We start from the raw sequence: 24,447 nt of genomic DNA on the forward strand, positions 1-24,447 counted from the left end.
TCACTTTCTGAGCAGGCTAAACACCTAAAAAAAGAACCTCAATTGAGGTTCTTTTTTTATCCAACTTACTTCTTGTGTTTTTGAATGGCCTTATAGGTTTCATAATAAGCCGATTGACTGAACAACTCTTCGTGTTCTGCTGTTAGGCCTTGTAATGACGCTTCTGATAATTTTCCTTTGATATCATCAGCAAAGGCTTGCGCATAAATTTTTGATGCTTTCACCAAATGCGCTTTTTCAGTTCCTTCCAGTTCATAACTGGCTAAAAAGTTTTGTTGATATAAATGTGCAAAAATCGCCTGATCAGTTTTATAAGTTTTTTGCAATTGTTTCCACTCAACCTGAGCTTTGTACTCACCAATCCCCGACTGCACATAATGATTGACTGAAGAACCTAAGTCATCAAAGTCTTGATAGCGATGCAAAGCATGCTTATCACGTAATTGATTTAAACGTTTCAGCGCATTGCCTGTTGGCTCTTTTAAGCCATCAACAAATCGATATGCATAAACTTCAGCAATTTCATTCAAATCATTGGCTGAGTAATAACGCACATACTGAGCGCGATAATTAGCAAATGCCACGACAAATGCCGCTTGATAGGCTTTCACTTCAGATTGATGACGTTTATAACTTTGCAATGCCACAGTACTGAGATATTCAGGAAGTTCGATTTCTTCATTTGCAGCACGGACATCATCAACCGATGCAGTTTCTGCTTCAACAAGCAGAGGATCATTTCCCGTGATTGGTGCAAGCAGACCTTTCAACATATTTTCAAAGAGTGAATCTTTACTGACTTCCTCAATGGATTTTGCCTGTTTCATGGCTTGACGATCAATTTTAGTCGCATTGCCATAATTCAAAATTTGGTTGCTACTTTTCAGCTTTAATTGACCTAAACGTGGCTCATTAAAGGCCAATTGATAGTCCATTACTTGGACGCGGCCTTTGTGATCTAAGCCTACATCCATCACCACATTCGAAGATGATTTATCCTGTGCATTCAGCACCTGCGCAATTTCAGCTTGATGCTTTTGCCATAATTGCTGAAATTGTTTTACATCGATAAGTTGTTCACTTTGATATTGCTGGAATACTGGTTTTAACTGCTCAACAGCATCCGAAATCTCTGAATCTGTATTGGATGCGTCCGCAGCAGAGGCCGATGGTACAGAATCTTCTTGCAGCGGTATCACCCGAACATCTTGATAATCCTGACACAGTGTGACTTTACCAATCGGCACCTGTTTGGTGTTCATCAAGGCTTGACAGACTTCCTCAGATAAGTTCGCTGTTTCATCATCTTCTTCTGAAGCCGCATAAGCTTCGGTTACTTCAGTATCCGAACTATAGGCTTCTTCGTCATCATCCGCGGTCGCCTCCGCATATGCACTTGCAGTATCGATCGCGTATTCAGCAGATTCAGCGGCAGAAGACGTTTGTTCTTCTTCCGTTTCATGTTGGTGATACATCAGGCCATGCATTTTCGCATTGAGCAGCTCATTCACACGTTCTACAGATGCATAAGCCGCATCATAGTCTTCATCCTCAGCTGCTGCCGCTACTGCAGTCCCTCCCGCCGCTTCAGCTGCAGCCATGGCCTCTTCGGAAGCACTGTGATGCACAGCAGCATCCACAGATTCATCTTGCTCAGCGTCACTATTGCGCTGACCTTTGATTTGCGTGGTGTAATAGTTGGCGTTCACAAAATCAAAGAGTTCAAGTTGGGTGTATAGCGCATTAAGATCACCCACATAGCGGATTTTTTTAGTCAGCCCTGCATTTTTTTCATCACGTGTTAAAGCAATATTTTGCACTTGATTCGGCTCTGCCAAGACATAAGGTAAAGCATTCATTTGTTTTAAATAGTCAGCAAATTTTTTCAAATCGTACTGAGCAATCGTGTCTTTATGTTTTGAAAAATCCACATAAGCCAAGCTGCTTTGGCTTTCACGATTTACCATAAATGGCATGAACGCAAAGTAGTTGGTATAAAATTTATGTTGATTAAAATCAATGATCATCGGCAACTGTGCATTCACCTGCAAAGTCGGTTTTTGATAACTCAATTGCAAGGTTAAGGCAGCAAGTTTTTCTCTAAAATGTACTGAACCGCTATAGCTAAACTGTAAATCATTCAACACATTCAGCAGTGATTGTGCAATTTTAGATTGCGGAGAAATGCCATCCTCTTCATCGCTATAGCGCGCTGATGGTGGGATCGATTCATTGGCAATCGCTTGATAGAGCTGTTTCTTTTCTTTTTGGCTAAATGGAATATTTTGGGTTTTAATCAACTGATCCAGTTGTTTTTTAAGTTTAGGATCCAGCTCTGGCTGTGTGCTTATCGCAGGTTTTGACTTGGTTTCAGGCTTTTTTTCATCGAACTGAATATCGGTCTGAATTGAAAATTGCCCTTTCATGTCATAACTGGCATTTTCAAACATTGCGTTTAAGCCTTGAGTGGCTTGTTGCCCGAGAGACTGATCCGTTGAATTGGTTTTTATGACATGTTGAGCACACCCAGTAATACTCAAACCCAGTAAACAAAGTGTTATATATTTTAATCGCATAATTGTACGAAAGACCTAAGTTCTTTATGATTTATTAAAAGAAAAAAATGATCAAAAGATCAACATCCAGTTTATCAGAAGTTTACTTTTCACATGTTGGTTAAATATTACAATTCGCCTTTCTGACATTTTTTAAGGGCGTATTCATCAATGTTTTTTGGATGAAATTATGAATAATCAAATCATCAATACAGATAATCCAAAAAAATTTAGATATTAGGATTAAGACTATGCCTGCATATAAAGCGCCTTTACACGATATTCGTTTCTTAATGAATGAAGTGCTCGATTACCCAGCACACTACAAAACTTTGTCTAATGGTGATGCTGCTGATGCAGATACTGTCGACATGATTTTAGAAGGTGCAGCGGATTTTTGTGAAAACATCCTTTCACCTTTAAACCAAACGGGTGATGAAGAAGGCTGTCATTTTGAAAATGGTGATGTGAAAACACCAAAAGGGTTTAAAGAAGCCTATGACCAATTTGTACAGGGTGGCTGGCAAGGTCTGTCTTTCCCTGAAGAATTTGGCGGTCAAAACTTGCCACAGTCGTTGAATCTCATCAAATCTGAAATGATGGGTACAGCAAACTGGTCATTCCAAATGTATCCGGGTCTCAGCGTAGGTTGTATCAACACCATTCTACAATTTGGTTCAGAAGAACAGAAAAACCAATATTTACCGAACCTTGTTGCTGGAACTTGGTCAGGCACCATGTGCTTAACTGAACCTCAATGCGGTACCGACTTAGGTCAGGTAAAAACCAAAGCGGAACCTCAAGCTGACGGTAGCTATGCAATTTCTGGTACAAAAATCTTCATCTCTGCGGGTGAGCATGATTTAACAGATAACATCGTGCATATCGTACTTGCACGTCTTCCAGATGCTCCTGCAGGTACTAAAGGGATTTCATTGTTCATCGTTCCAAAATTCCTTGTGAAAGCAGACGGTTCAGTAGGCGAACGCAACCCAGTGACTTGTGGTTCGATTGAACACAAAATGGGGATCCGTGCTTCAGCAACAGCCGTACTGAACTTTGACAATGCCATTGGTTACTTGATCGGTGAAAAACACAAAGGCCTACATGCAATGTTCACCTTCATGAACACTGCACGTATTGGTACAGCAATTCAAGGTATTGCACATGCTGAATTGGCATTCCAAGGCGCACTTCCATACGCGAAAGAACGTATGTCTATGCGCGCACTTTCAGGTAAAAAAGATCCTGAAAAAGTAGCCGATGCGATTATTCACCATGCAGACGTACGTCGTATGCTTTTAACTCAGAAAGCGATCGCTGAAGGCGGCCGTTCAATGATTTACTATGCAGCTCAAATTGCGGACAAAATGACTGATGCTTTAACCCGCGGTGATACAGCAGCGTTTGAAGCACATGATGACCACTTAGGCTTCTACACACCGATTCTCAAAGGTTTCTTAACCGAAATGGGTTATGAAGCTGCAAACCATGGTATGCAAGTATACGGTGGTCATGGTTATATTAAAGAATGGGGCATGGAACAAATCGTTCGTGACTCACGTATCTCTACTCTCTACGAAGGCACAACCGGTGTTCAAGCACTAGACTTGATTGGTCGTAAAGTTCTGTTGACCTCTAAAGGTAAAGTGATTCGTGACTACACAGCAGAAATCTTGAAGTTCTGTGGTCAACATGCACGTAACAAATACATGCGTCGTTTTGCGTGGGACTTAACGAAGCTTTGCGCACAGTGGAATGCATTAACTGTTCGTATCATGCTTGCTGCACGTAAAGACCGTGACATCGTATCTTCTGCATCTGTAGATTTCTTGATGTTCTCTGGCTACGTGATGATGGCTTATTTCTGGGCACAACAAGCTGCCGTAGCTTCTGAAAAATTAGCAGAAGGCAATGGTGCAGAAGTTCCTGAGTTCTATAAAGCAAAAATCAAAGTGGCAGACTTCTACTTTGAACGTCTATTACCACGCTCACAAGGTCACGCTGAAGCAATGGTCAACCCATCGAAGACCATGACTTCTTTGGCACCTGAACACTTTAGCTTTGACTACTAAGCTTTAAACCGAGTTAAATGACTCTATAAAAAGACCGCTTCGGCGGTCTTTTTTGTCTTCTCTTTTAATTTTGATCTATAAGAATTACGAGTAGTATTCTTAATTTCTTCATGAGGTAATAACAATGTATAACGATGAACTTTATATGGAGAAATATTGTTGTATTTCTCAACAAAAATAGAGTACTTTATCGCCAAAAAATAATTTTATTTAATAAATATTAAATACTTAAAGTGAAGTTCACTCGATGATTTTAGCTTTATATTTGTATCTCATACAACTTCATATCTTCTCCATAGCCTCCCCCTATGATGACTTCATTGATTCATAAAGAGCGTAACCATGAAAAAATTGATGTCTTCATTAATGATTGGTCTAATTGCAACAACTGCGACACTATCTGCAATGGCAGCGCCTGCATTCGATCATAAAAATCCACCACCTGCTCCACACTTTGATAAAAAACCTGTACCGCCTAAAGCAATACATCACAAATCTGCTGGGCCCCACATGGTGAAAAAAGAGCATCAAAAAGTTCATGCAAAATTTGCCAAACAAAATCATAAAGCAGTAGCTTTTAAAGCTAGTCAACCTAAGCCTGTTCCGCATCATAAGTTACCGCCTATGCCACCGAAACATCGTTAAGCTAAATTAAAAAAAGACCGCTCATGCGGTCTTTTTTTAATATTTACTTTGCTTTATCAGCAATAAATTCTTTAATCTCTATGGGTTTATCTTTTACCAACTCAACTGTGCCTTCATTCACACCATTAAAGTTCTTAAAGTGAATTGAAACACCTTGGTCGTTGGCAAGTCGTACACCACTTCCTGAAACTCCTCGTTTCAATTCATACACACGATCAGAATTATCAGTCAATTGTGCGGTTTCAAAATTATCTTTGGTTTTTAACTCAAGGCTTAGATCTTGTGGCCCTGTAAAGTGAATCACTTGCTCATCTTGAGCTACTGCAACATCGTTTGTTTGTGCAGTTGTGGCCGTTGCCTCTGTTGCAACATTTTGTTCTGATGGTGCTTTTTTATCGGTGCAACCCACCAAAGCTATAGTTAATAACGTCGCAGTTAAAATATATTTCATTTTCTGAAGTTCCTTTATGCCATGTAAATTCAATTATCAACTGAATAATTTCATACACATTCTGCAAATTACATTCGAAATATGAAAAATTACTTGTCGCTCAAATTTTAAAACAAGTTTGACATAGCTTTCATTACAGGAATTCTTCCAATACGGAATTTAAAAAGATATGCCCCTGCTCGGTACAAGACAAACGTGTTGGATCACTGACCATCAATTTACGTTCACGTAATGAGTTCAATAACTCGGCAATTGGCTCTAAACTTTCCCCTGTACGCTCGCTATATAGCTTGGCTTCCACCCCATGATTTAACCGAAGCGCATTCATCATAAATTCAAAAGGCATGTCGGCTGCTTCGATGCGCTTAAACTGAAGATGTTCAGCAGGTACTTTGGCTAAATAGTCTTTCGGCAATCGGGTTTTTTGGAAACGATACACCCCGTCTGGCATGGTCACTTTGCCATGTGCGCCTGCGCCAATCGCCAAATAATCGCCAAACTGCCAATAATTTAAATTATGTGCCGACGGCTTTTCTTTACGCCATGCCGATACTTCATAATTGATAAAGCCTTGCGCTGTTAAATAGGCTTCGCCCTGTTCTTGAATATCTTCAAGCACATCATCGACAGGTAAAATCGGTTTTGTGCGGAAGAAAACCGTATTAGGTTCAATGGTCAACTGATACCACGACACATGCGTTGCGCCATTTTCAACAGCAAGTTTTAAATCCAACAGTGCTTGCTCAATGGTTTGTTCAGGCAGGCCATGCATCAAATCGACATTTACCCGTTCAAAACCCGCCTCTTTTGCATGTTGAATGGCAGAAATCGCATCATCATTCGAGTGAATCCGCCCCAGTTTTTTCAGCTGCTCAGTATTAAAACTTTGCACCCCAATGGATAAACGATTGATCCCTGCCTCTAAATAACCGGCAAAAGGATCGTGCTCAACCGTACCGGGATTGGCTTCCAAGGTGATTTCACAGTCCGCTTCAAATGGCACTAACGCTTTGAGTTGAGCAAATAACCATTGATAGCCTTTGGATGAAATGAGCGATGGTGTACCCCCACCAATAAATACACTATGAATCAAGCGACCCTGAGTAAAATCGAGTTGCGTTTTAAAGTCTTCAACCAACGCCTGTAAATATTCTTGTTCTAAGTCTAAAGACAATTCACCATTCGGCACCGCATGCGAATTAAAATCACAGTATGGACATTTGCGCACACACCACGGCATGTGAATGTATAAAGATAACGGAACAACTGCAGGATTTAATTCAGCCAAGGAAAATGCTCAAAAGGAACAAAAGAAGTAAGCGCATTTTAACATGACTGCATCAGAGCGCTTATGAAAACTCATCCACAATACAGTAGACTAATAAAATTAAAGAAGAATTAGATGATTAGAAGATGAAAATAAGCAGCCATTTATTGTACTTACTGCCGCTCGCGATGGGTGTTGGTATCGCTATGACTATTCAAACAGCGATCAACAGCCAATTGCGTGAATATTTATATTCACCGCTGCAAGCTGCCCTTTTTTCTTTTTTGGTTGGTACAATAGTCCTCGCCTTTATGGTGTTTTTTCAATCGGTCGAAAAACCGGACTTTGCAAGTTTTGCTCAAATCCCTTGGTATTTATGGCTGGGGGGATGTTTGGGTGTTTATGCCATCAGTATCAGTATTTATACCGCACCGAAACTGGGTTTTTTATCCCTCTCCGGTCTGATTATTTTTGGACAGATCTTAATGTCGATGGTATTTGACCATTTTGGCTTGCTCGGCACTGAAAAAACCCCGATTAACTGGCAACGCTTATTGGGTGGCGTGGTGATTTTTATTGGTGTGCTTCTCACTTTCCAACGCTAAGACCTCATTCCTAAGCACCTCACAAGAAATGAGTACATTCTGTGTCTACTGTCACGGCTGTAACAAGCAGCAAGTATGAATTAAAACAACTGTTTCATTTAATGATCCCGATATTGATCACGCAGTTTGCGCAAGCGGGATTTGGTCTCATTGATACCATCATGGCTGGACACATGTCCGCCAATGACCTTGCAGCCATTGCGGTCGGGGTCGGTTTATGGATACCGGTCATGCTGCTGTTCAGCGGCATTATGATTGCAACCACCCCATTGGTGGCCGAAGCCAATGGTGCTCGCACGCCTGAAAAAATTGCCACCATCGCCCGTCAGTCGTTATGGGTCGCATTATTTTTAGGGATCATTGCCGCATTAGTCTTACAAGCCATGCCGCTGCTTTTACCGTTATTGGGTGTCCCTGAAGCATTGCTGCCGAAGGCGAGTTTATTCTTACACGCCATTAGTTTAGGTATGCCTGCTGTCACCATGTACGCAGCTTTACGTGGCTACTCAGAAGCTTTGGGGCATCCGCGACCAGTCACTGTGCTGAGTCTGCTAGCTTTATTGGTGTTAATTCCACTAAACTTTATTTTTATGTATGGTTTAGGCCCAGTCCCTGAATTGGGTTCTGCAGGATGTGGTTTTGCCACCGCGATTTTACAATGGTTGATGTTCTTTGCTTTGGCGATGTACGTTTTCAAAGGATCGGCCTATCAAAAGACCCAACCTTTCGCTGCTTTTGAAAAAATGAACAGTGAATGGATCAAACGTATCTTAAAACTTGGCTTTCCCATTGGCTTAGCCATTTTCTTTGAAGTCAGTATTTTTAGTACAGCCGCTATTGTTTTGAGTCCTTTGGGCGAAGTCACCATTGCCGCGCATCAAGTCGCCATTTCGATTACCTCGCAATTGTTTATGATTCCGATGTCACTAGCGATTGCGCTGACCATTCGGGTCGGTACCTATTATGGGGAAAAGAACTGGCTGGCTATGCGAAAAGTCCAGAAAGTCGGTATGTTGACAGGGACGGTATTTGCCCTGATTACCATGTTGCTGCTTTGGCTTTTACGTAATGAAATTGTGTCACTCTATACCAATGACTATGATGTGACTCAGCTTGCCGTGTATTTGGTCTTGTTCGCGATTGCCTATCAGTTGATGGACGCATGGCAAGTCAGTGCCGCAGGATGTTTACGCGGCATGCAAGACACCAAAGGGCCGATGTGGATCACCATGATCGCTTATTGGATCATTGCCTTCCCTGTCGGGATCTATCTTGCACGCTTCACCACGACTGGTGCTGCAGGCGTTTGGATTGGCCTAATTGTGGGTCTGACTGTCGCATGTATACTGCTACTTACACGTTTATTTATGATGAATAAACGTTTAGCACAAGTGGGGTAAGCCCTAAAAAAGCATCTAAAACATTACTTAAAAAGACGGCTAGGCTATGCAGAAGATTAATGCAAATTAACACGCTGCATAGCAACGCCATAAATAAAAAGCACGAAGAAGAGGAAAATAAACATGTCCCATGTATTTCGCTCGATCAGTCTCTGTCTGAGCTTAGGCTTTTCCATGTCACTACAGGCTGAACAGTCAATCAACCGACATGAATTTCCTTTATATTACGCACCCATCAAAGTTCAATCACAACCCGAATTTGATTACATCAATCAAGCACTTTGGACAGCCTTTCGCTTTTATCATGAACAACAGGCGGACTCATATACCGCACGTTTAAAATTAAGTTGTCAGCAGTCTGGTATGGCGTATACCTATCAGGACTTCATCAAGGCCAATCAAAAGTTTGCCTCTGCGGACGATCAGGATTTTATCGTGACGCAAAACCTCATCACATTGAATGAAAATTTACACCATAACCAATGCAGTAAATATCTCGGTCCACATTTAGAACTGGAAAAAACTGAATCTAGCGAAGCAGCAAAAGCCAACTAATTAAGCGCCTCGATGGCATTTTTTAAACCTTGTGGCACTTGGCTGTCGTCTTCTACGTCTTTCACGATCGCCTGCCCGACGATCACATCTGTCCCATTAAAACTCATGGTTGGTGATCCATACAATTCATAGCCTTCATTTAAAGCTTTGGTCACACGGGCACAGAAATTGACATCATCTTTACCGGTTAAATAGCGATACACTTTCATCGTTCAGTTCTCTTCTCGCGACACAATATGTTAAACCATTCAGCGCGTGGCTTAAATTTGCCTGAATTATTTTCAGTATTTACATTTTTGCCCATCATTTTATCAATGGAAATAAAGTCTTAACAATTTAAAGTAGGCAGTTTGTGTTTTGTCGCCTATGATCGGTATTAGATAATAAATGATGATCTTGAGGAACATCACATGGCAAAAACGGCTAGCACACCGGGTCGTCGCTTTATGAAACTTGCCAGTATGACGGCAAGCATTGCTACTAAAACCGTTTCCAATTCCATCCGCAATATCACTGCCGATGAAGAACAGAAAAATGCATCTCGCAGTAAACTTTTTCAGGACATCGGTCTGCAAATTGCAGACACTTTGGGTGAAATGAAAGGTGCGGTGATGAAAGTCGGACAAATTGCCTCGCAGTACAAAGACATTTTTCCACCTGAAGTCGCAAAGGCCATCAGTAAATTACAACGCCAAGCGCCAGCCATGCCCTTTGCTGAAATTAAGGCTCAAGTAGAACAAGAACTCGGCAAACCCCTCGCGCAAATTTTTAAAAGTTTTGAAGAACAACCTTTTGCCGCTGCATCCATTGGGCAGGTGCATAAAGCCGTGTTACCTAATGGTCAGCAGGTGGTGGTGAAAGTGCAATATCCGGGTGTCGAAGAAGCCTGTGAAAGTGACTTAAAACAAGTTCGCCTTGCACTTCGTCTGATGGGCGTATTAAAAATTGATCGGAAGTTACAAGACAAGCTATTTCGTGAAATTCAGGACAGTTTGGACAACGAACTGAACTATGAAATTGAAGCGCAAAACTTAGATGTTGCGCGTGCGTTTCATAGTGCGCTGGATGACAAAATCATTATTCCACAGGTCTATAAAGATTATTCTTCACGTCATATTCTGACTCTAAGTCTAGAGCTTGGCGACAGTATAGAAACTGCCAGCACATGGTCACAAGAAACACGAAATGCCTTGGGAAGACGGTTATTCCGTGCCATTGGCCGTGAAATTTTCTTCCTTAAACGTTTCCACTGTGACCCACATCCGGGCAACTTCGCCTTTCGTGAAGATGGTTCAGTCATCGTATATGACTACGGCGGTGTGAAAACCCTGTCTCCTGAAATCGTGTCGCACTTTAAGCAATTGATCAATGCTGCACGCAAGCACGATATTCCACTGATGGAACAGCAACTCGATGCCTTACATTCACTCAATGAACTCGGTAAATTCCCTACGGAGTTGTATGAGCAATGGCTTGAAGTACTGATGCGTCCGCTAACCACACAATACGATTTTGCTGAAAACTCAGCACACCATGACGGGGTAGAATTAATTAAGCCTTCTCTTAAATACTGGGATGTGTTTAAACCATCACCGGATACCCTGATGGTGAACCGGACTGTTTCAGGACATTATTGGAATTTGATTCATTTGAAAGTGAATGACAATCTCAATGATCTCTTTGATGAGTTGGTCCCACCTAGCGCTTAAGAGAACATGAAGCGCTGATTGCCTGATGAATTTCGGGCAATATTTGCATTTTTAATTGTTATGTTATAACATCTCTTTAATCAATAAATTTAAGGAACAGAAGAATGCGTGCCAATATCCATCCCGAATACCGTGAAGTGCTCTTTCATGACACCAATGCAAATGCCTTTTTTGTGATTGGCAGTACCTTAAGCACCAATCAAACCAAAGAGTTTGAAGGCAAAACTTATCCATATGTGACGCTCGATATCTCAAGTGCATCACATCCTTTTTATACAGGTGAACAACGTCAAGTGAATAATGAAGGACGTATTGCGAACTTTAATAAACGCTTTGCGCGTTTCAAACGCTCACAATAAGTTCAGTTTCGATTAAGTTTTTGCTTTTAAAATTAAAGCATTGAAGAAGTACAGGGTTCCCCTCCTCCAACCTGAACTTCTTTTTTTTATGTCTGAAATTTTGTGGATTTCAAGCGTTGTTTTAAACATCTATTTTTAAAATAGACTGAAATAAGTAATATCCCAGCCCCAATACGATGATACCAATCACCACACTGGAAATGGCATAACTAAATGCCAGCCCACTTTGCCCTTGTCTAAGCAGTTGAAAGGTTTCTAAGCCGAAACTCGAAAATGTGGTAAAGCCACCTAAGATCCCGACCATAAGCAATAAGCGTGCTTCATTTTGTAGAACGGGATATTTTTGGCTAAATGCAAAAAACACACCTGCACAAAAGCAACCTAAAATATTCACCCACCATGTAGCCCATGGAAAGAGTACGGTTGGCTTGGCCAATAACAGTCCTGCTGCATAGCGAAGTGTTGCCCCAATTGCGCCGCCACATGCGACCAAAAGCCAGTTCATAGTTGTCCTACTTCAATATCATTGGTATTTACAGTTTAGGCAACAGACTGCCTAAGGTCGCCCTTCAATATACACGCATTTAATTTACGCAAATAGTGTTAAATGTTTGGGCCAAAGCTTGCTATAGTCTGCAACACTTTGCGGTATTTTTTATTGAAAGAGGACATTATGGCTCAGGAATTATTAGATCAACTTCAAGCAGGGACTGCGAAATTTTCAGATGTGATTGCATTTATTGAAGCGCGTTATAACCACACACCAACTGCTTTTACCAATGGCAAACAAGCCAATGCAGCGACTGAAAACCAAGGCAGTGCCAAAGTATTTTCTTTTGCCCAATTGAATGGTCTAAACCAAGCTGAAACATTAAGTCTTTTTGCTGAACATTATGCTGCTGTTTTGGCGACACCAGACGCAACTGACCACCAAAACATTCGCCAATTTATGCAAAATGGTTGGGAAGGTATTCAATTTGACGGTCAAGCGCTCAGCGCGAAATAATACATACGTGGACGTTTTAAATCAGTTCGTCTGCGATAAAAAAGCCAGTATAAATACTGGCTTTTTTTATCGTTCATCATCGGTTCAAATCAAGACACTCGAACTCTGCAAGTCCATTCAGCCATCGCGGTTTTTTCCCAAGCCCGTGCATGCTTCAAATGTAGTAATTCTTCACCTGCAGTTGTTGCAGTAAAACGATAAGTTTTTTGACCGCCTGCGCCTAGTACTGGTGTAGTATCCGCAGCAGCTTGTTGTTGAGCTGACTGAAACACTTCTTCAACTTTAAAAAGTTTCGGTTGCTCAGCCAAAGACCATACATATCCGGTACTTGGATTTTCGTTTAACAGTACTTCTAAAGTTTGTCCACGATCCATCTCAAGCAAGGTCGGACAACTTTGCTGTTCAGTAAATACATGGGTTTTCCCATCTACAGTTGAACTCATACTGGTACATCCACCAAGCGCCAAACCACTCGCCAACATTAGACTCAAAATAAGCTGTTTCTTTATCGTCATTTTCATCATCAAATTATTTTACCTTGAATCTAATGCACACCGATTTCAATACGATCTCGATGTAATCGAAGTTTAGCCTTTGACTTTTTCAATCCACTGAATCGAACTTACACGAAAAACTTCACAAGCCCCATCACCCGTATCTGTTGGGGTCAAAGATGAAGTCCAAACCAAATCTTTGTCTTTCACCTCAACCAAATCCCCTTTTAAACGCACGAGATCGCCACGTTTTACTTGAGTAATTTGTTTAGCAATTTGCGGGTTTGCAGGAATAATGTGCATATTCGACACCATCATCATGGCTTGCTTTTGCGGTACAGGAACACGATCCATTTTCCAGTTTAAGAAACGGTCATATTGATTGACTGAAATCGTACGAGCAATTTCTGGCTCTGCAAATAAGCCCCAACTGACTGCATAATCAATCGGAGAAAATTTTGCTTGTTCATCTGTTTGATAGGTTTTAGAACCTAAAATTCGGAAATCACCTTTAAATTCTTTCAAAGTGGAAATCGACTGACCTTTGGCAGCAGGTGCTAAGCCTTTGGCAATATTATAATCTGAAGACGCTTGGACACCGACATTCAATAAAAAGCCTGCAAGCACAGTACTTAATGCAATTCGCTTGATCATCGCGTTATCCTCTTACCCTGTAATACTTCACATTACTCAATTTTTAATTCTGCAATTGAGCCGACTTCATCTATTCATAATGCCCCAACCTGAACATGAGCTTAAAATCGCATTGGTTGAGCCTGATGAATGTCGTTTTCACTAGTTGTAACTCTATATTACGCACACAGTCTGCATAAACCTTATGAACTTGGTAACAAAATGCTGTTATTCAGTCAATTGGTCCATATCCACGCCCTAGCACATGATTTAAAATTAAAAAGACATGATTTACACTTTAAAAAAAGCCAACAACAATACTCGCTATGATTTATAAATTTTATCAACAACACATTTTTCCGCATCTTTTAAATCAAGTCATGCAAGTACCAAGCTTGATGGATAAACGACGCGAACTCCTGTTAGCCGTATCTGGTGAGGTGCTCGAAATTGGCTTTGGTACAGGTTTGAATTTAGCGTTTTATCAAAATGTTGATACGGTTTTTGCCCTAGAACCCAATCCTGATATTTTTCATTTAGCTGCTGAACGTGTACATGCAGCGCCCTTTGAGGTACAGCATATTTTAGCCGGTGCTGAAAAATTACCCTTTGCAGATGAAAGTCTAGATCATGTCGTGAGTACATGGACCTTATGCAGCATTGCCGATATTGAAACTGCGCTTGAAGAAATCTACCGTGTCCTGAAACCAACAGGAACATTTCATTTGGTTGAGCATGTACAACACAATGAAAATCGGAAAATTAAGCAGTTACAACACTTACTGACGCCCATTCAAAAGAAAGTCGCAGATGGCTGTCATCTGGATCGTCATATGCAAAAGTTGCTTGAAGATGCCCAGTTTGAATGTTTTGAAACGCAGTATTTTGATGCTGAAGGCATTCCAAAAATTGGTCAGCGCATGTTGCTCGCCCGCGCACGGAAGTTGAGTTAAAGCGTCCAAGGCCATGTTTAAGCAAAATCAAATCTAGATAAAAGTACCTAGTCTTTGATTAGTCGAATGGCATTAATTTTTAGGATATGGCAGGGCTTTTTATTCAACACATTATAGGTGTTATACGACTTCCCTGTTTTGATGGAATGTACATCCACCCATTTACCCAAAATCTCCACACGATCCCCTGATTTTAAACGGCGAATACGATTTGCGACATCTTCGGATTGAGCAATCACACTAACATTTTGCAATTCGGACTTGAGCTGTTCAATTTGTGTCGAGGGCGCGTCTTTCGCTTGCACACTAAAACAGCGGTTCTGCTGAGACCATTCAAGATGGTATTTTAAAGATTGGATATCATTTGCGCCTGAACTCAGTAGCAGATCAATATTGCTGACATAGGCCAAGTCTTGAAAGCCACCCACCACGGTCGGTGCGGCCGGATGTAATGTACGACTACTCGCACTGTAGTAGCGTTTATCCAACAGCAAATATTCACCGGAAAATGCCTGAGTCGGTGTGACCTGAAAATTTTTCAGCACACCAGTTTGCTCTAAATGTGGAATGGCACGAAAATATTCAGACCATATCCACAGCATGAGCGCAAAAACGGCTGCAGTCGCTAAGAGTTTGTCCATGTGGATATTCTGTCCTTATTACTTTTCGACGGTTCTGAGGCTGAGTCACGCGAGCTTAAATATGCTCAAAATCAATTCGGATGGTTTCAAAACGCACTCGCCCTTCAGCAATGGCTTGAGCAATCGCTTGTTGCCCTTTGGTCAAACGTGCCCCACCACTTTTAATATCAATCAGCACCACTTCGATGTCTTCAGCGAGTCCATCACCATCACGAAAGTCGGTATAGCCATCAAAAACCACATAATCGATCGGGTCACCGAGAAACTTTGCATCGCTAGGTAAATACTGAAATTCAGGCATGATCGGCGCCATTTGTTCGGCCATTTTGCCTTTTAAAACAGCACGACTGGTATTTACACTGCGTTTTTGTGCATGGGCCAATGCCTGCTGATGTTCCAATTCTAGTTCTGCAATATATTGCTCGTATTCTGCCTTAATCCTTCCATTGCGACTGCCACTTAATATTAAGGTGGTCAGTACAATCCCAATACACGCGCCAATGAGCATGGCCATCCAGACAGACATTTAAAATTCCTAATCTTTTTAATATATTACAGCGAAACCTATAGAAAAAACTTAGACTTTGGTTCTTTGTCATATTCCCCGCATTAAACAATGATATGCTAGGGACGAGCAGAATAAAATCTATTTAGGTCGATGAAAACGATATTAATTGCCAATCAAAAAGGTGGTTGTGGCAAAACCATCACAGCAATCAGTTTAGCCTCTGCACTTGCGCAAAAAGGTTATAAAGTAGCCTTGGCAGATGCTGACAATCAAAAGTCTGCACGTCAATGGCTCAAACAGCGCCCAGAGACTGCAGCCCCAATTCAGAGCCTAGATTGGCGTCATGAAAAGTCGATTGGTGATGTGCCGAAAGGGATTGAATATCTAATTATCGATGCACCGGGTGCGTTATCGGGTGAACATGCAGATCAGTTGGTGAGTGAAGCTCATGCCATCATTACCCCGCTACAACCATCTTTCTTCGACATCGACTCGACCCGTCGTTTTTTAAAGCATTTGCAAGAAATTAAGCGGATTCGTAAAGGTAAAGTCCAAATCCTATTGTTGGCCAATCGTGTCAAACCCAATTCTGCTCATTCCAAAGAAATTCAAGATTTTTTCAATAAAGTTGAACAACAGCCCATTGCTTGGATTTCTGAACGTACCGCTTATGGTCAACTTGCCATGCAAGGTCTTTCGGTTTTTGATAAAACGCAAAAATTGTACCTCGGAATGCAACAACAATGGCAACCTGTGCTCAATGCCATTATTGAAGACGAAGCCGAGTGGTTTTAACCCATCATTCCACATTTTGTTGATATAAAGGCCAATCTTGCAAGGATCTAGCCTGAAAGATATTCACCATAAGTTAACAAGCTCTCGTTTTCGGGAGCTTTTTTTTCGGTTAAGATTGAACACAACATGATGAAAAAATCAGAGCACGCATTGCCAACGTTCGCACCTACATTACAAAAAGTCTTATTGTTCGGATTATTTTTTATCCTGATTTTTTTGAGCTTTAGCGTACTCAAATACTTTATTGTGCCTGTTGTTTGGGCAGCGATTATTGCCTATATGACATGGCCGCTGTATCAATCGGTGCATCGTTTTTGTGGCAATCGTGCAAATCTAAGTGCGGCGCTGATGATCTTACTGGTGGTGCTCGTGGTAGGTCTGCCGGTGATTTTTGCGATTTTCTTGCTACAACATGAAGGCCGTAACTTGTATTTTGAATTACAAAAGCAAGTTTTCTCTGGTCATGTCAATGTGCCTGATTTTATTCGCCAACTGCCATTTATTGGCAAAGAAGTCAGTCGTACCCTGCATGAGCTGAACAATGACCCAAACAGTATTATTCAATCGGTACAAATTTGGATTCAGGGGCATTTGAACTACGGTAAAGTTTTGGTCGGCGAAGTCAGTAAAAATATCTTTAAGCTGTGTTTTGCCGTGATGTCTTTATTTTTCTTCTATCGTGACGGTCAAACCATTTTAAGTCAGGTCAGTAAAGCCCTCGAAATGGTCATTGGGCCTCGTATTCATCATTATCTTGCCACCATCTCGGATACCACACGTGCCGTAGTATATGGCATCGGTCTTACCGCCATTGCCCAAGCTTTACTTGCCGGTGTGAGCTATTTTGTCGCCGATGTGCCTAACCCGATGTTATTAACCATCATTACCTTCATGTTGGCACTGATTCCTTTTGGTCCACCGATTTCATATACCGCTGTGTCGTTGTGGTTATTTTCACAAGGTCAAACCATTGAAGCCATTGGCGTCATGGCTTGGGGTATTTGTGTGGTGAGTACGGCCGATAACGTGATTCGTCCTTTAGTGATTTCAGGGGCAACGCAGATTCCATTCTTATTAATCATGTTCGGTGTTTTGGGTGGGATCGCCAGTTTCGGTCTTGTCGGTTTATTTATCGGTCCAGTGATCTTGGCGGTATTGTTGGCGATTTGGCGTGAATGGTTGCATGAAACCCAAATTGAAGCCGTCATGATGCCCAAAGCAACATTGGCACATGACTTAGACAATATGGATGATAAGCCTGAACAACCTTAATTCAGGCTTGAATTCATTAAACAAATATTACAATCAAATACTTAAATTATCTGTCATCCTGTATCCGCATCTGTTTCAATGGTTGAAATTCCATAAAAACAGACAGGATGCCAAACATGTCTTCACTATTTAAATTCGGTGCGCTTGCTGCGGTCAGTGCTCTGATGTTTACAGGCTGTGCGAGTACCTCGACTTCAACAGGTCTGAATGCAAAAACCGTGACGGTCAATGCCGTGACTGCTCAAGGTATTGGTCAAAGCATCGGTCAAATTAACTTGGTTGATAGCCCTGCTGGCTTGGTTATTCATACCAATTTAACCCAGCTTCCTCCGGGTCCACACGGTTTCCATATTCATGAAAAAGGCTCTTGTGCCCCAGCTGAAAAAGATGGAAAAGCGGGTGCTGCTCTTGCTGCAGGTGGTCACTTTAACCCTAAAGCTGCACCTCACCACGGTACGCCGCTAACAGGTCACTTGGGTGACTTACCGATCCTTCAAGTTCAAACCGATGGCACAGCAAAAGTGAATTTAATTGCACCACGTTTGAAATTGGCGGATGTACAAGGCTTAGCCATCATGATCCATGCTGGTGGTGATAATTACTCTGACGACCCTAAACCTCTAGGCGGTGGCGGTGACCGTATTGCCTGTGGTGTGATTCAATAATCGACCTTGCACATAGATTTGAATAAGCGGACTTTAAGTCCGCTTTTCTATTGAATAAAAATTGACAGTTCACTGAAAAAAGCTCAGTCTAATTTACAAAATCATTCGAATACTTCGTAACTCTGTGAACACGCGACTCTCTTGGTTTCAACAGTTTCAATCCAGTGCAATCATTATGTATTGCCTGCAAATTTGTATTGTTTTGAGTGGCACCACGCTCGGATTATATTTTCTCGGTTTTCATAGTTTTATTGTGCCCGTCACCTTAGGTGCGATTGCCACTGCACTCACCGACTTTGATGACCGACTCAGCATCCGACTGCGTAATTTGCTCTATGTCTGCGTACTCTTTTTTAGTGTCAGTAGTATTTTAGATTTTCTCTATCCCTATAAGCTGCTGTTTATCTTATATCTTTCACTGTCCAGTGCAGGATTTATTTTATTGGGGGCTTTGGGACAACGCTATGCCACGATATCTTTTGGCACGATTTTACTATCGATCTACACCATGTTCGGCTTGGGCGAATATGACACCTGGTATTTTCAACCCAGTTGCTTTGTTCTAGGGGCCTTATGGTATGGCTTCACCTCGATTCTCTTTTACTTGATTAAACCCACCCTACCCGTACAAGACAATCTCTCGCGTTGTTTTTTACAAATCGCCGAAGTACTGAATGCAAAAGCACGCCTATTTGACCCAGATAATGTCGACAATGTGGAACACTTACTGTATGAATTATCACTCAAAAACAGTGATGTCATCCCAAGTTTAAACACGACCAAAGCTTCTTTACTCACCCGTTTAAAAGCCTCAAGAGCAAATAAAAACACCATCTACTGGCTGAATTTATATTTCTTGGCACAAGATATTCACGAACAGGCCAGTGCGAATTATTTACACTACGAACAAATTCATCAAAATTTTAGCCGTACCGATTTAATTTTTCGTTTTCAAAAAAATATTCGATTACAAGCGCAGGCTTGCCAACAGTTGGCCTACTGTATTTTGCATCGGCAGCCCTATCAGCCTGATCCCATTACTGCGCAAGCACTGGCACATTTGCATGCCTCTTTGCAGGAGTGGATGGCCAATAATCCGCAAAATATAGAAGTGAAAAATCTACAGCTGATCTTGAGTAATTTGGACAGTGTGCAAGAACGCTTTTCGCATGTGCAGGATTTAGATCATTCACAGCAACAGGCCTATCAGCAGCATATCGACAACCTCAATTTACTCGATGACGATATTCACGGTTTGCACGATTTATGGCTCAAACTGAAACAGCATTTGAGTCCAGAATCTGCCTTATTTCGCCATGCTGTTCGCATCGCTTTTGTCTTTGCTATGGGTTATGCCATTTCACTACTGCCCTTTGCCAAAAATGGCTACTGGATATTATTGACCAGTTTATTTGTCTGTCAGATGCGTTATTTTGCGACCAAAAGTCGTTTAAAAATGCGGACTTTGGGAACCATATTAGGGGTCTTACTTGGCATTCCTATTTTGTATTTTGTGCCGAGTGTCGAAGGTCAATTGCTGTTAACGATTATTTTTGGCGTATGCTTTTTCTATCTGAGTGCCAAAAAATATGCCATGGCGACTCTCATGGCAACCTTAATGGTCTTACTGATTTTTAATTTAAAAGGCGCAGGTTATGCGGTTATTTTACCGCGTATCGTTGATACCCTACTCGGCTGTTTTATTGCATGGTTCGCGGTCAATGTGATTTGGCCAGATTGGGACTTTCGCAATATTTCCAAGACCATTCAAAAAAGCTCTGCTGCGACCCTGCATTATTTTGATGCCGTAGTTGAGCAATATCTCCATGGGAAAACCAATAGCATTGATTATCGGCGTGCCCGTCGTTCAGCCCATAATGCTCAAACTGAGTTGTCGAGCATGATTTCTAGTTTAAGTACCGAGCCTGAACCCGACCAAACTTTGATTCAACATGCTTTTCGCTATTTGGTCTATAGCCATAGTCAGCTCAGTTATATTTCGGCATTGGGGAGCCACCGTGAACAGGTACAAGACCAACAAGTCCTTGAACTGCTGCAATGGTGTCAAAGCACGTTGGACGACGTCTTAATTCAGCAAAAACCGCTCAACCCTGAGAAAATTCAGCAAAAACTTTTCGAAATTCAAACACTCAGCACTGAAGAAATGCGGTCTAATCACCTACAACTGGTGCTCAAGCAGATCAGTTTATTACTAGAAACATTAGCCGAACTGATTCAGCTTCGAACACAACTAATTCAGGCGGAAATTAAATAAAATCATTTGAGACTCATGATGAAAATGCTTAGTTTAGGTTTTAGACGCCTCATATTACCTACGATTGTGGCGACCTCATGTTTAGCTGCGTCTTCTGTTTTTGCAGCACTGACAGCACAAGATTTGAAGCGTATTTTGGAATGTCAGGCCGATTACGACACCTACCATGACACTTTGCTCGACTATGATAAGGCTTTGGGGCAATTGGGTTGGAAACGCCATGATGACCCACATCAACCGTTTATTTATATCTATAAAAATAAGCAGCCTGTTGAATTTTTTGGCATGCCAACCCAAGAAATTGGCCTGTCTTCCAATGCAGTATTCGCGATCTATCGCCAAGCCGATGTGAAAAAATTTGCCCAAAAATATGGTATTGAACAGCATCCGATGTTTGCCAATATGCCGTTTTTCCGTGGTGAAAAAATCCTACGTACGGAAGCTGAAACGGATGATCTACATGCCATCAATCACAAACTAAGCCTGTCTGAAATGACCGGAAAAAGCCCGATGATTTTACTCGGCTGTAACTATGAATTTGATCAGGGTTCAATTGAGGATGCCTTAGCGGATCTAGAAAATTAATCCGAGCAGACGACTCAGAATTAACCTTAAAAACATCAACTTAGATTCAATATGCGGATCAATTATTTCAACGGGAATGCTTCGTTCCTGCAGTGCTTTCAGGTAGACTCAAGGCTGAAATCACTTTGAATTTAAACTTCGCATGAATATCAAGACCTTACGCTTTGTGGGCCTACTCGAAGGCATCTCCTTTTTATTATTGTTGTTCATTGCTATGCCAATGAAGTACCTGATGGATAATCCAATATTGGTCAAATACGTCGGTATGGGACATGGCGTCTTGTTTATCGCCTTCTTGGTGGTGCTATTTGTGGTCTGTGAAAAGCAAAAATGGTCGCTTAGCGTATTTCTAATGGGCTTAATTGCATCGATTTTGCCTTTTGGCCCGTTTATTTTCGATCGCAAATTAAAAAATGCAGAACAACCTGCAACATCAAATTAAGACGGTATACAGCAAATAAAAAAGCCCAATGTTGTTCTACACAGCATTGGGCTTTTTCTATGATGGCATGAACTCGAATTTAAAATTCACCCGTCAATTTACGTTGTCGCATAATATCTCGCACCACTAAGCGTGGTAGGCTGAACCACAAGATAATGAGGGTAAATCCTGCCAAACTATAGGCCCAAAGGCCAAAATTTTCATACAGCACACGCACGATTTCAATCACGGCAAAGAACGTCAGCATCATGATCACAGACACTGCCGCAGCCACTGTGCCCTTCGACATTTCAGACGACATTAAGGCAAATCGATAGAGCACAGAAAAGCTAATCCCTTCACCAAAACTGACCAAACTCATACCAAGAATGAGCAATGTCAGAAAATAACTTTCAGTCATCGTCCCAATCACCACGAGGCTCGTTCCGAGTAACATCAGCGGTAGCCCGATCATCACAGACTGACCTAGAGGCAATTTGTCGATGATTTTAATCAGCACAATATTACCGATGATCAGCCCGCCCAAAACAGGAAACTGTGCCATGCCGTATTGCATACTACTCAGTCCAAGCTGCTCCACCAATATCACCGGAGATAGCGCAATCCAGAGCATCAGTGGCATTGCCACCATCGGTAGGCCCAGTGCCAGTGCCAAAAAGCGTTTGTTTTTTAATACCTGTTTAAAGTCATCAATGATATAGCCCACCGGTTGCTTTGGAATGCTGATGTGCTGAGTCGGCATCTTGGCTTTTAAACCAAACCAACTCAGAAAAGATAGAAATGCGATTCCTATGAAGCCCCAATGCCATGACACGTGATCAATCATAAAGGCACCGAGGACGGGTCCGATCAGTGGCGCCAGTAGTGAAATATTGGCCATGATCGCCATGACTTTGATGGCATCTCGCTCTTCAAAAGTTTCCTGAACAGCGGCATAGCCCACGGCTGAAATAACCGACAAGCCAAAACCTTGTAAAAAACGCAAAGTTAAAAAGCTTTCGATATTATGTGTGAGCAATATCGCTAAACAGCATAAGCTAAAGAACGCTACACCACCCAATAGGACTTTTTTACGGCCTAATCGGTCTGACAATGGCCCTAATATCGCAGCGACACAAGCACCTCCCAATAAGTAAAATGACATCGACGAGGGTGCCCATGCACTACTCACACCAAACTCTTGGGTAATCGCAAGCATGGCGGGTTGCACTAAGTCGTTTCCGATATAGACAGAAAATTCAAATAAAACCAGTGCCAAGGGAAACATTAAGGTGGCACGACTTAATTTTGTGGTTTGTACGTTTTGCATTGTTATCTACATATCAAATGTGTGCTGTCGAGCTTGAAATGACAAATAGGGAGAGACACTTCAGCCCAATGACGAGCACTGTAATATTAATTTTAAAAATGAATTTGCGGCATATCCGCCATATGTGCGTCGTATTCACAAGACGCTAGATAGAGATAAAATGAACTTCAACGAACCGATCTGTCGGTTTGAGTCCGACTATTTTAACAGTGTTTGCTGGCGTTGTATTGGTCTTTTTATCTAGCCACTTTTATGGCTTTTCATTGTCTGCTTTTTGGATAAAGCGACCTTGTTTTAGGTCCTCATAGGCTTGCATGACTTCTGCAAAATGATTCATCACAAAATAACCTCTCCCATAGATGGGCTCATTTAAAGGCTGCGCTGATAAATACAATATGTGGCTATCTTCGACTACCGTCAATTCGACATTTTCACCTTGGCTCGACATGACTGCCATATGCTGTGCAATTAACGGTTCATCTGTTTCAGTAAATTTCAGCTTGCCTGAGCGTAAATATACAAGTGTGGTATCCCCTTCCTGTGCAGGTAGTGTGATGCTTTGATTTGCTTTAATAAAGACATCAAATACTTGCATGGGTGTGTGTGTTTCTGCAGGGCCTTGGACTGTTAAATATTGTCCTGCAATGACCCGCACATAACCTGCATCTTGGGCTAAATTGATCTTTGGAATACTGGCTTTGGCTAAGCTCTGATAGCGCGCAGGATTCATTTTATCTTTGGTAGGCAGATTGACCCAAAGTTGCAAAATTTCAAATGCGCCGCCCCGCTGTGCAAAAGCTTGGCTAAAAACTTCTTCGTGCTGAATGCCTGAAGCAGCAGTCATCCATTGCACATCGCCCTCTCCAATGACACCACCGCCGCCAGTCGTATCATGATGTTCAAGTTCGCCTTTAAACACTAATGTGACGGTTTCAAAGCCTCGATGTGGATGTTCCAACACGCCTTTTTTCAGTTGGGTTGGTTTTAGCACTCCAGGCCCTAAATGGTCGAGCAATAAAAATGGCGAGACCGTATTTCCCAATTCATAATGGGAAAATACTGAAGTCACTGGTGCAAAGTCACCGACAGGTGAGCCTGAATCATTGACGTGAATAAAAGCGAGGGTTTTCATCATAAATTTGAAATCTGATCATGATTTGAATTCGGTTCAATATTATTAAAAACTATACGAACTCACGAGAAAATTTTTAGGATTGAATATTCTATGTTTAGGATGAAAATTAAGAT

At 41.7% G+C, this 24,447-nt stretch carries 26 protein-coding genes; 15 read left to right on the top strand and 11 right to left on the bottom strand.

Annotation, left to right across the window (positions count from 1 at the left end; all coding sequences use genetic code 11):
* Positions 1-65 precede the first annotated feature (65 nt).
* Positions 66-2,576, bottom strand: coding sequence for a hypothetical protein (locus tag FTU22_RS03485; protein ID WP_180093026.1), 2,511 nt, complete (start codon positions 2,574-2,576; stop codon positions 66-68).
* A gap of 230 nt (positions 2,577-2,806) precedes the next feature.
* Here FTU22_RS03485 and FTU22_RS03490 point away from each other — a divergent pair, with 230 nt between their 5' ends.
* Positions 2,807-4,630 (top strand): acyl-CoA dehydrogenase C-terminal domain-containing protein, encoded by a 1,824-nt coding sequence (locus FTU22_RS03490; protein WP_180093028.1) that lies wholly within the window; start codon positions 2,807-2,809, stop codon positions 4,628-4,630.
* A gap of 342 nt (positions 4,631-4,972) precedes the next feature.
* The gene (locus FTU22_RS03495) at positions 4,973-5,275 is read left to right on the top strand and encodes a hypothetical protein (RefSeq protein ID WP_180093029.1); all 303 of its coding nucleotides are present in this window, start codon (positions 4,973-4,975) and stop codon (positions 5,273-5,275) included.
* A 43-nt stretch (positions 5,276-5,318) separates the two neighbouring features.
* Here the strand turns inward: FTU22_RS03495 and FTU22_RS03500 are convergent, their stop codons facing one another.
* Positions 5,319-5,726 carry a hypothetical protein gene (locus FTU22_RS03500; RefSeq protein ID WP_111884191.1) on the bottom strand — a complete coding sequence of 136 codons (408 nt, stop codon included), beginning with the start codon at positions 5,724-5,726 and terminating at the stop codon, positions 5,319-5,321.
* A 133-nt stretch (positions 5,727-5,859) separates the two neighbouring features.
* Positions 5,860-7,014 carry a radical SAM family heme chaperone HemW gene (gene hemW, locus FTU22_RS03505; RefSeq protein WP_180093031.1) on the bottom strand — a complete coding sequence of 385 codons (1,155 nt, stop codon included), beginning with the start codon at positions 7,012-7,014 and terminating at the stop codon, positions 5,860-5,862.
* Between the two features lie 125 nt (positions 7,015-7,139).
* Between hemW and FTU22_RS03510 the strand changes: the two genes are divergently transcribed.
* The 3 genes from FTU22_RS03510 to FTU22_RS03520 all read left to right on the top strand — a co-directional run bounded on the left by FTU22_RS03510 (position 7,140) and on the right by FTU22_RS03520 (position 9,553).
* Complete coding sequence (locus tag FTU22_RS03510; protein WP_180093033.1) at positions 7,140-7,598, top strand: DMT family transporter; 459 nt, start codon at positions 7,140-7,142, stop codon at positions 7,596-7,598.
* 41 nt (positions 7,599-7,639) lie between these two features.
* Positions 7,640-8,998, top strand: coding sequence for an MATE family efflux transporter (locus tag FTU22_RS03515; protein WP_373886237.1), 1,359 nt, complete (start codon positions 7,640-7,642; stop codon positions 8,996-8,998).
* Positions 8,999-9,121: 123 nt separating this feature from the next.
* Positions 9,122-9,553 (top strand): hypothetical protein, encoded by a 432-nt coding sequence (locus tag FTU22_RS03520; RefSeq protein WP_180093035.1) that lies wholly within the window; start codon positions 9,122-9,124, stop codon positions 9,551-9,553.
* Here the strand turns inward: FTU22_RS03520 and FTU22_RS03525 are convergent.
* Complete coding sequence (locus FTU22_RS03525; protein ID WP_078189319.1) at positions 9,550-9,762, bottom strand: DUF1737 domain-containing protein; 213 nt, start codon at positions 9,760-9,762, stop codon at positions 9,550-9,552. The two genes, FTU22_RS03520 and FTU22_RS03525, sit on opposite strands and share 4 nt — an antisense overlap.
* 201 nt (positions 9,763-9,963) lie before the next feature.
* On the opposite strand from FTU22_RS03525, the gene FTU22_RS03530 reads away from it, so the two are divergent.
* Both FTU22_RS03530 and FTU22_RS03535 read left to right on the top strand, forming a co-directional pair.
* Entirely contained in the window at positions 9,964-11,262 is a 1,299-nt protein-coding gene (locus FTU22_RS03530) for an AarF/ABC1/UbiB kinase family protein (protein ID WP_078192488.1), read from the top strand.
* Positions 11,263-11,366: 104 nt separating this feature from the next.
* The gene (locus tag FTU22_RS03535; protein WP_078189321.1) at positions 11,367-11,621 is read left to right on the top strand and encodes a type B 50S ribosomal protein L31; all 255 of its coding nucleotides are present in this window, start codon (positions 11,367-11,369) and stop codon (positions 11,619-11,621) included.
* Positions 11,622-11,742: 121 nt separating this feature from the next.
* Here the strand turns inward: FTU22_RS03535 and crcB are convergent, their stop codons facing one another.
* Positions 11,743-12,126 carry a fluoride efflux transporter CrcB gene (gene crcB / locus FTU22_RS03540; RefSeq protein WP_180093037.1) on the bottom strand — a complete coding sequence of 128 codons (384 nt, stop codon included), beginning with the start codon at positions 12,124-12,126 and terminating at the stop codon, positions 11,743-11,745.
* A 168-nt stretch (positions 12,127-12,294) separates the two neighbouring features.
* Between crcB and FTU22_RS03545 the strand changes: the two genes are divergently transcribed.
* Positions 12,295-12,627, top strand: coding sequence for a HopJ type III effector protein (locus tag FTU22_RS03545; RefSeq protein WP_078192490.1), 333 nt, complete (start codon positions 12,295-12,297; stop codon positions 12,625-12,627).
* An 89-nt stretch (positions 12,628-12,716) separates the two neighbouring features.
* Here FTU22_RS03545 and FTU22_RS03550 read toward each other — a convergent pair whose 3' ends face one another.
* Both FTU22_RS03550 and FTU22_RS03555 read right to left on the bottom strand, forming a co-directional pair.
* Positions 12,717-13,142 (bottom strand): protease inhibitor I42 family protein, encoded by a 426-nt coding sequence (locus FTU22_RS03550; RefSeq protein WP_257225876.1) that lies wholly within the window; start codon positions 13,140-13,142, stop codon positions 12,717-12,719.
* Positions 13,143-13,214: 72 nt separating this feature from the next.
* Positions 13,215-13,775, bottom strand: coding sequence for a hypothetical protein (locus FTU22_RS03555; RefSeq protein ID WP_078189325.1), 561 nt, complete (start codon positions 13,773-13,775; stop codon positions 13,215-13,217).
* Positions 13,776-14,080: 305 nt separating this feature from the next.
* On the opposite strand from FTU22_RS03555, the gene FTU22_RS03560 reads away from it, so the two are divergent.
* Positions 14,081-14,707: a class I SAM-dependent methyltransferase gene (locus FTU22_RS03560; protein WP_168378146.1), complete on the top strand. Its 627-nt coding sequence runs from the start codon at positions 14,081-14,083 to the stop codon at positions 14,705-14,707.
* Positions 14,708-14,754: 47 nt separating this feature from the next.
* Here the strand turns inward: FTU22_RS03560 and FTU22_RS03565 are convergent, their stop codons facing one another.
* On the bottom strand, positions 14,755-15,348 hold the full coding sequence (locus FTU22_RS03565; RefSeq protein WP_180093038.1) for a hypothetical protein: 594 nt from the start codon (positions 15,346-15,348) through the stop codon (positions 14,755-14,757).
* Between the two features lie 55 nt (positions 15,349-15,403).
* Positions 15,404-15,874 carry a Holliday junction resolvase-like protein gene (locus tag FTU22_RS03570; protein WP_078192492.1) on the bottom strand — a complete coding sequence of 157 codons (471 nt, stop codon included), beginning with the start codon at positions 15,872-15,874 and terminating at the stop codon, positions 15,404-15,406.
* 132 nt (positions 15,875-16,006) lie between these two features.
* Here FTU22_RS03570 and FTU22_RS03575 point away from each other — a divergent pair, with 132 nt between their 5' ends.
* From FTU22_RS03575 to FTU22_RS03600, 6 genes are all read left to right on the top strand, one after another.
* Complete coding sequence (locus FTU22_RS03575; RefSeq protein ID WP_180093040.1) at positions 16,007-16,651, top strand: ParA family protein; 645 nt, start codon at positions 16,007-16,009, stop codon at positions 16,649-16,651.
* 150 nt (positions 16,652-16,801) lie between these two features.
* Positions 16,802-17,923 carry an AI-2E family transporter gene (locus tag FTU22_RS03580; protein ID WP_180093196.1) on the top strand — a complete coding sequence of 374 codons (1,122 nt, stop codon included), beginning with the start codon at positions 16,802-16,804 and terminating at the stop codon, positions 17,921-17,923.
* A 116-nt stretch (positions 17,924-18,039) separates the two neighbouring features.
* Entirely contained in the window at positions 18,040-18,588 is a 549-nt protein-coding gene (sodC, locus tag FTU22_RS03585) for a superoxide dismutase family protein (RefSeq protein WP_180084590.1), read from the top strand.
* 124 nt (positions 18,589-18,712) lie between these two features.
* Positions 18,713-20,863, top strand: a complete 2,151-nt coding sequence (gene yccS, locus FTU22_RS03590) for a YccS family putative transporter (RefSeq protein WP_373886236.1) — start codon at positions 18,713-18,715, stop codon at positions 20,861-20,863.
* Positions 20,864-20,878: 15 nt separating this feature from the next.
* Positions 20,879-21,448: a hypothetical protein gene (locus tag FTU22_RS03595; protein ID WP_180093042.1), complete on the top strand. Its 570-nt coding sequence runs from the start codon at positions 20,879-20,881 to the stop codon at positions 21,446-21,448.
* A 142-nt stretch (positions 21,449-21,590) separates the two neighbouring features.
* A complete protein-coding gene (locus FTU22_RS03600; protein ID WP_078189335.1) occupies positions 21,591-21,890 on the top strand; it encodes a DUF3817 domain-containing protein in 300 nt (99 codons plus the stop codon).
* 79 nt (positions 21,891-21,969) lie between these two features.
* On the opposite strand, the gene FTU22_RS03605 is transcribed toward FTU22_RS03600, so the two are convergent.
* Positions 21,970-23,199, bottom strand: coding sequence for an MFS transporter (locus tag FTU22_RS03605; RefSeq protein ID WP_180093044.1), 1,230 nt, complete (start codon positions 23,197-23,199; stop codon positions 21,970-21,972).
* Positions 23,200-23,449: 250 nt separating this feature from the next.
* On the bottom strand, positions 23,450-24,331 hold the full coding sequence (locus tag FTU22_RS03610) for a pirin family protein (protein WP_180093200.1): 882 nt from the start codon (positions 24,329-24,331) through the stop codon (positions 23,450-23,452).
* Positions 24,332-24,447 lie beyond the last annotated feature (116 nt).

The sequence above is a fragment of the Acinetobacter sp. YH12076 genome (assembly GCF_013419525.1).
GTDB lineage: Bacteria > Pseudomonadota > Gammaproteobacteria > Pseudomonadales > Moraxellaceae > Acinetobacter > Acinetobacter amyesii.

Bases quoted from the DNA above. Each gene is read 5' to 3' on its own strand.
- FTU22_RS03600 (WP_078189335.1), top strand. From the start codon at position 21,591: ATGAATATCAAGACCTTACGCTTTGTGGGCCTACTCGAAGGCATCTCC.
- FTU22_RS03530 (WP_078192488.1), top strand. From the start codon at position 9,964: ATGGCAAAAACGGCTAGCACACCGGGTCGTCGCTTTATGAAACTTGCC.
- FTU22_RS03495 (WP_180093029.1), top strand. From the start codon at position 4,973: ATGAAAAAATTGATGTCTTCATTAATGATTGGTCTAATTGCAACAACT.
- FTU22_RS03555 (WP_078189325.1), bottom strand. From the start codon at position 13,775: ATGATCAAGCGAATTGCATTAAGTACTGTGCTTGCAGGCTTTTTATTG.
- sodC (WP_180084590.1), top strand. From the start codon at position 18,040: ATGTCTTCACTATTTAAATTCGGTGCGCTTGCTGCGGTCAGTGCTCTG.
- FTU22_RS03575 (WP_180093040.1), top strand. From the start codon at position 16,007: ATGAAAACGATATTAATTGCCAATCAAAAAGGTGGTTGTGGCAAAACC.
- FTU22_RS03595 (WP_180093042.1), top strand. From the start codon at position 20,879: ATGATGAAAATGCTTAGTTTAGGTTTTAGACGCCTCATATTACCTACG.
- FTU22_RS03535 (WP_078189321.1), top strand. From the start codon at position 11,367: ATGCGTGCCAATATCCATCCCGAATACCGTGAAGTGCTCTTTCATGAC.
- FTU22_RS03605 (WP_180093044.1), bottom strand. From the start codon at position 23,199: ATGCAAAACGTACAAACCACAAAATTAAGTCGTGCCACCTTAATGTTT.
- FTU22_RS03500 (WP_111884191.1), bottom strand. From the start codon at position 5,726: ATGAAATATATTTTAACTGCGACGTTATTAACTATAGCTTTGGTGGGT.
- FTU22_RS03545 (WP_078192490.1), top strand. From the start codon at position 12,295: ATGGCTCAGGAATTATTAGATCAACTTCAAGCAGGGACTGCGAAATTT.
- FTU22_RS03550 (WP_257225876.1), bottom strand. From the start codon at position 13,142: ATGACGATAAAGAAACAGCTTATTTTGAGTCTAATGTTGGCGAGTGGT.
- FTU22_RS03565 (WP_180093038.1), bottom strand. From the start codon at position 15,348: ATGGACAAACTCTTAGCGACTGCAGCCGTTTTTGCGCTCATGCTGTGG.
- FTU22_RS03520 (WP_180093035.1), top strand. From the start codon at position 9,122: ATGTCCCATGTATTTCGCTCGATCAGTCTCTGTCTGAGCTTAGGCTTT.
- FTU22_RS03485 (WP_180093026.1), bottom strand. From the start codon at position 2,576: ATGCGATTAAAATATATAACACTTTGTTTACTGGGTTTGAGTATTACT.
- FTU22_RS03525 (WP_078189319.1), bottom strand. From the start codon at position 9,762: ATGAAAGTGTATCGCTATTTAACCGGTAAAGATGATGTCAATTTCTGT.
- FTU22_RS03560 (WP_168378146.1), top strand. From the start codon at position 14,081: ATGATTTATAAATTTTATCAACAACACATTTTTCCGCATCTTTTAAAT.
- FTU22_RS03610 (WP_180093200.1), bottom strand. From the start codon at position 24,331: ATGAAAACCCTCGCTTTTATTCACGTCAATGATTCAGGCTCACCTGTC.
- crcB (WP_180093037.1), bottom strand. From the start codon at position 12,126: ATGAACTGGCTTTTGGTCGCATGTGGCGGCGCAATTGGGGCAACACTT.
- FTU22_RS03490 (WP_180093028.1), top strand. From the start codon at position 2,807: ATGCCTGCATATAAAGCGCCTTTACACGATATTCGTTTCTTAATGAAT.
- FTU22_RS03510 (WP_180093033.1), top strand. From the start codon at position 7,140: ATGAAAATAAGCAGCCATTTATTGTACTTACTGCCGCTCGCGATGGGT.
- FTU22_RS03570 (WP_078192492.1), bottom strand. From the start codon at position 15,874: ATGTCTGTCTGGATGGCCATGCTCATTGGCGCGTGTATTGGGATTGTA.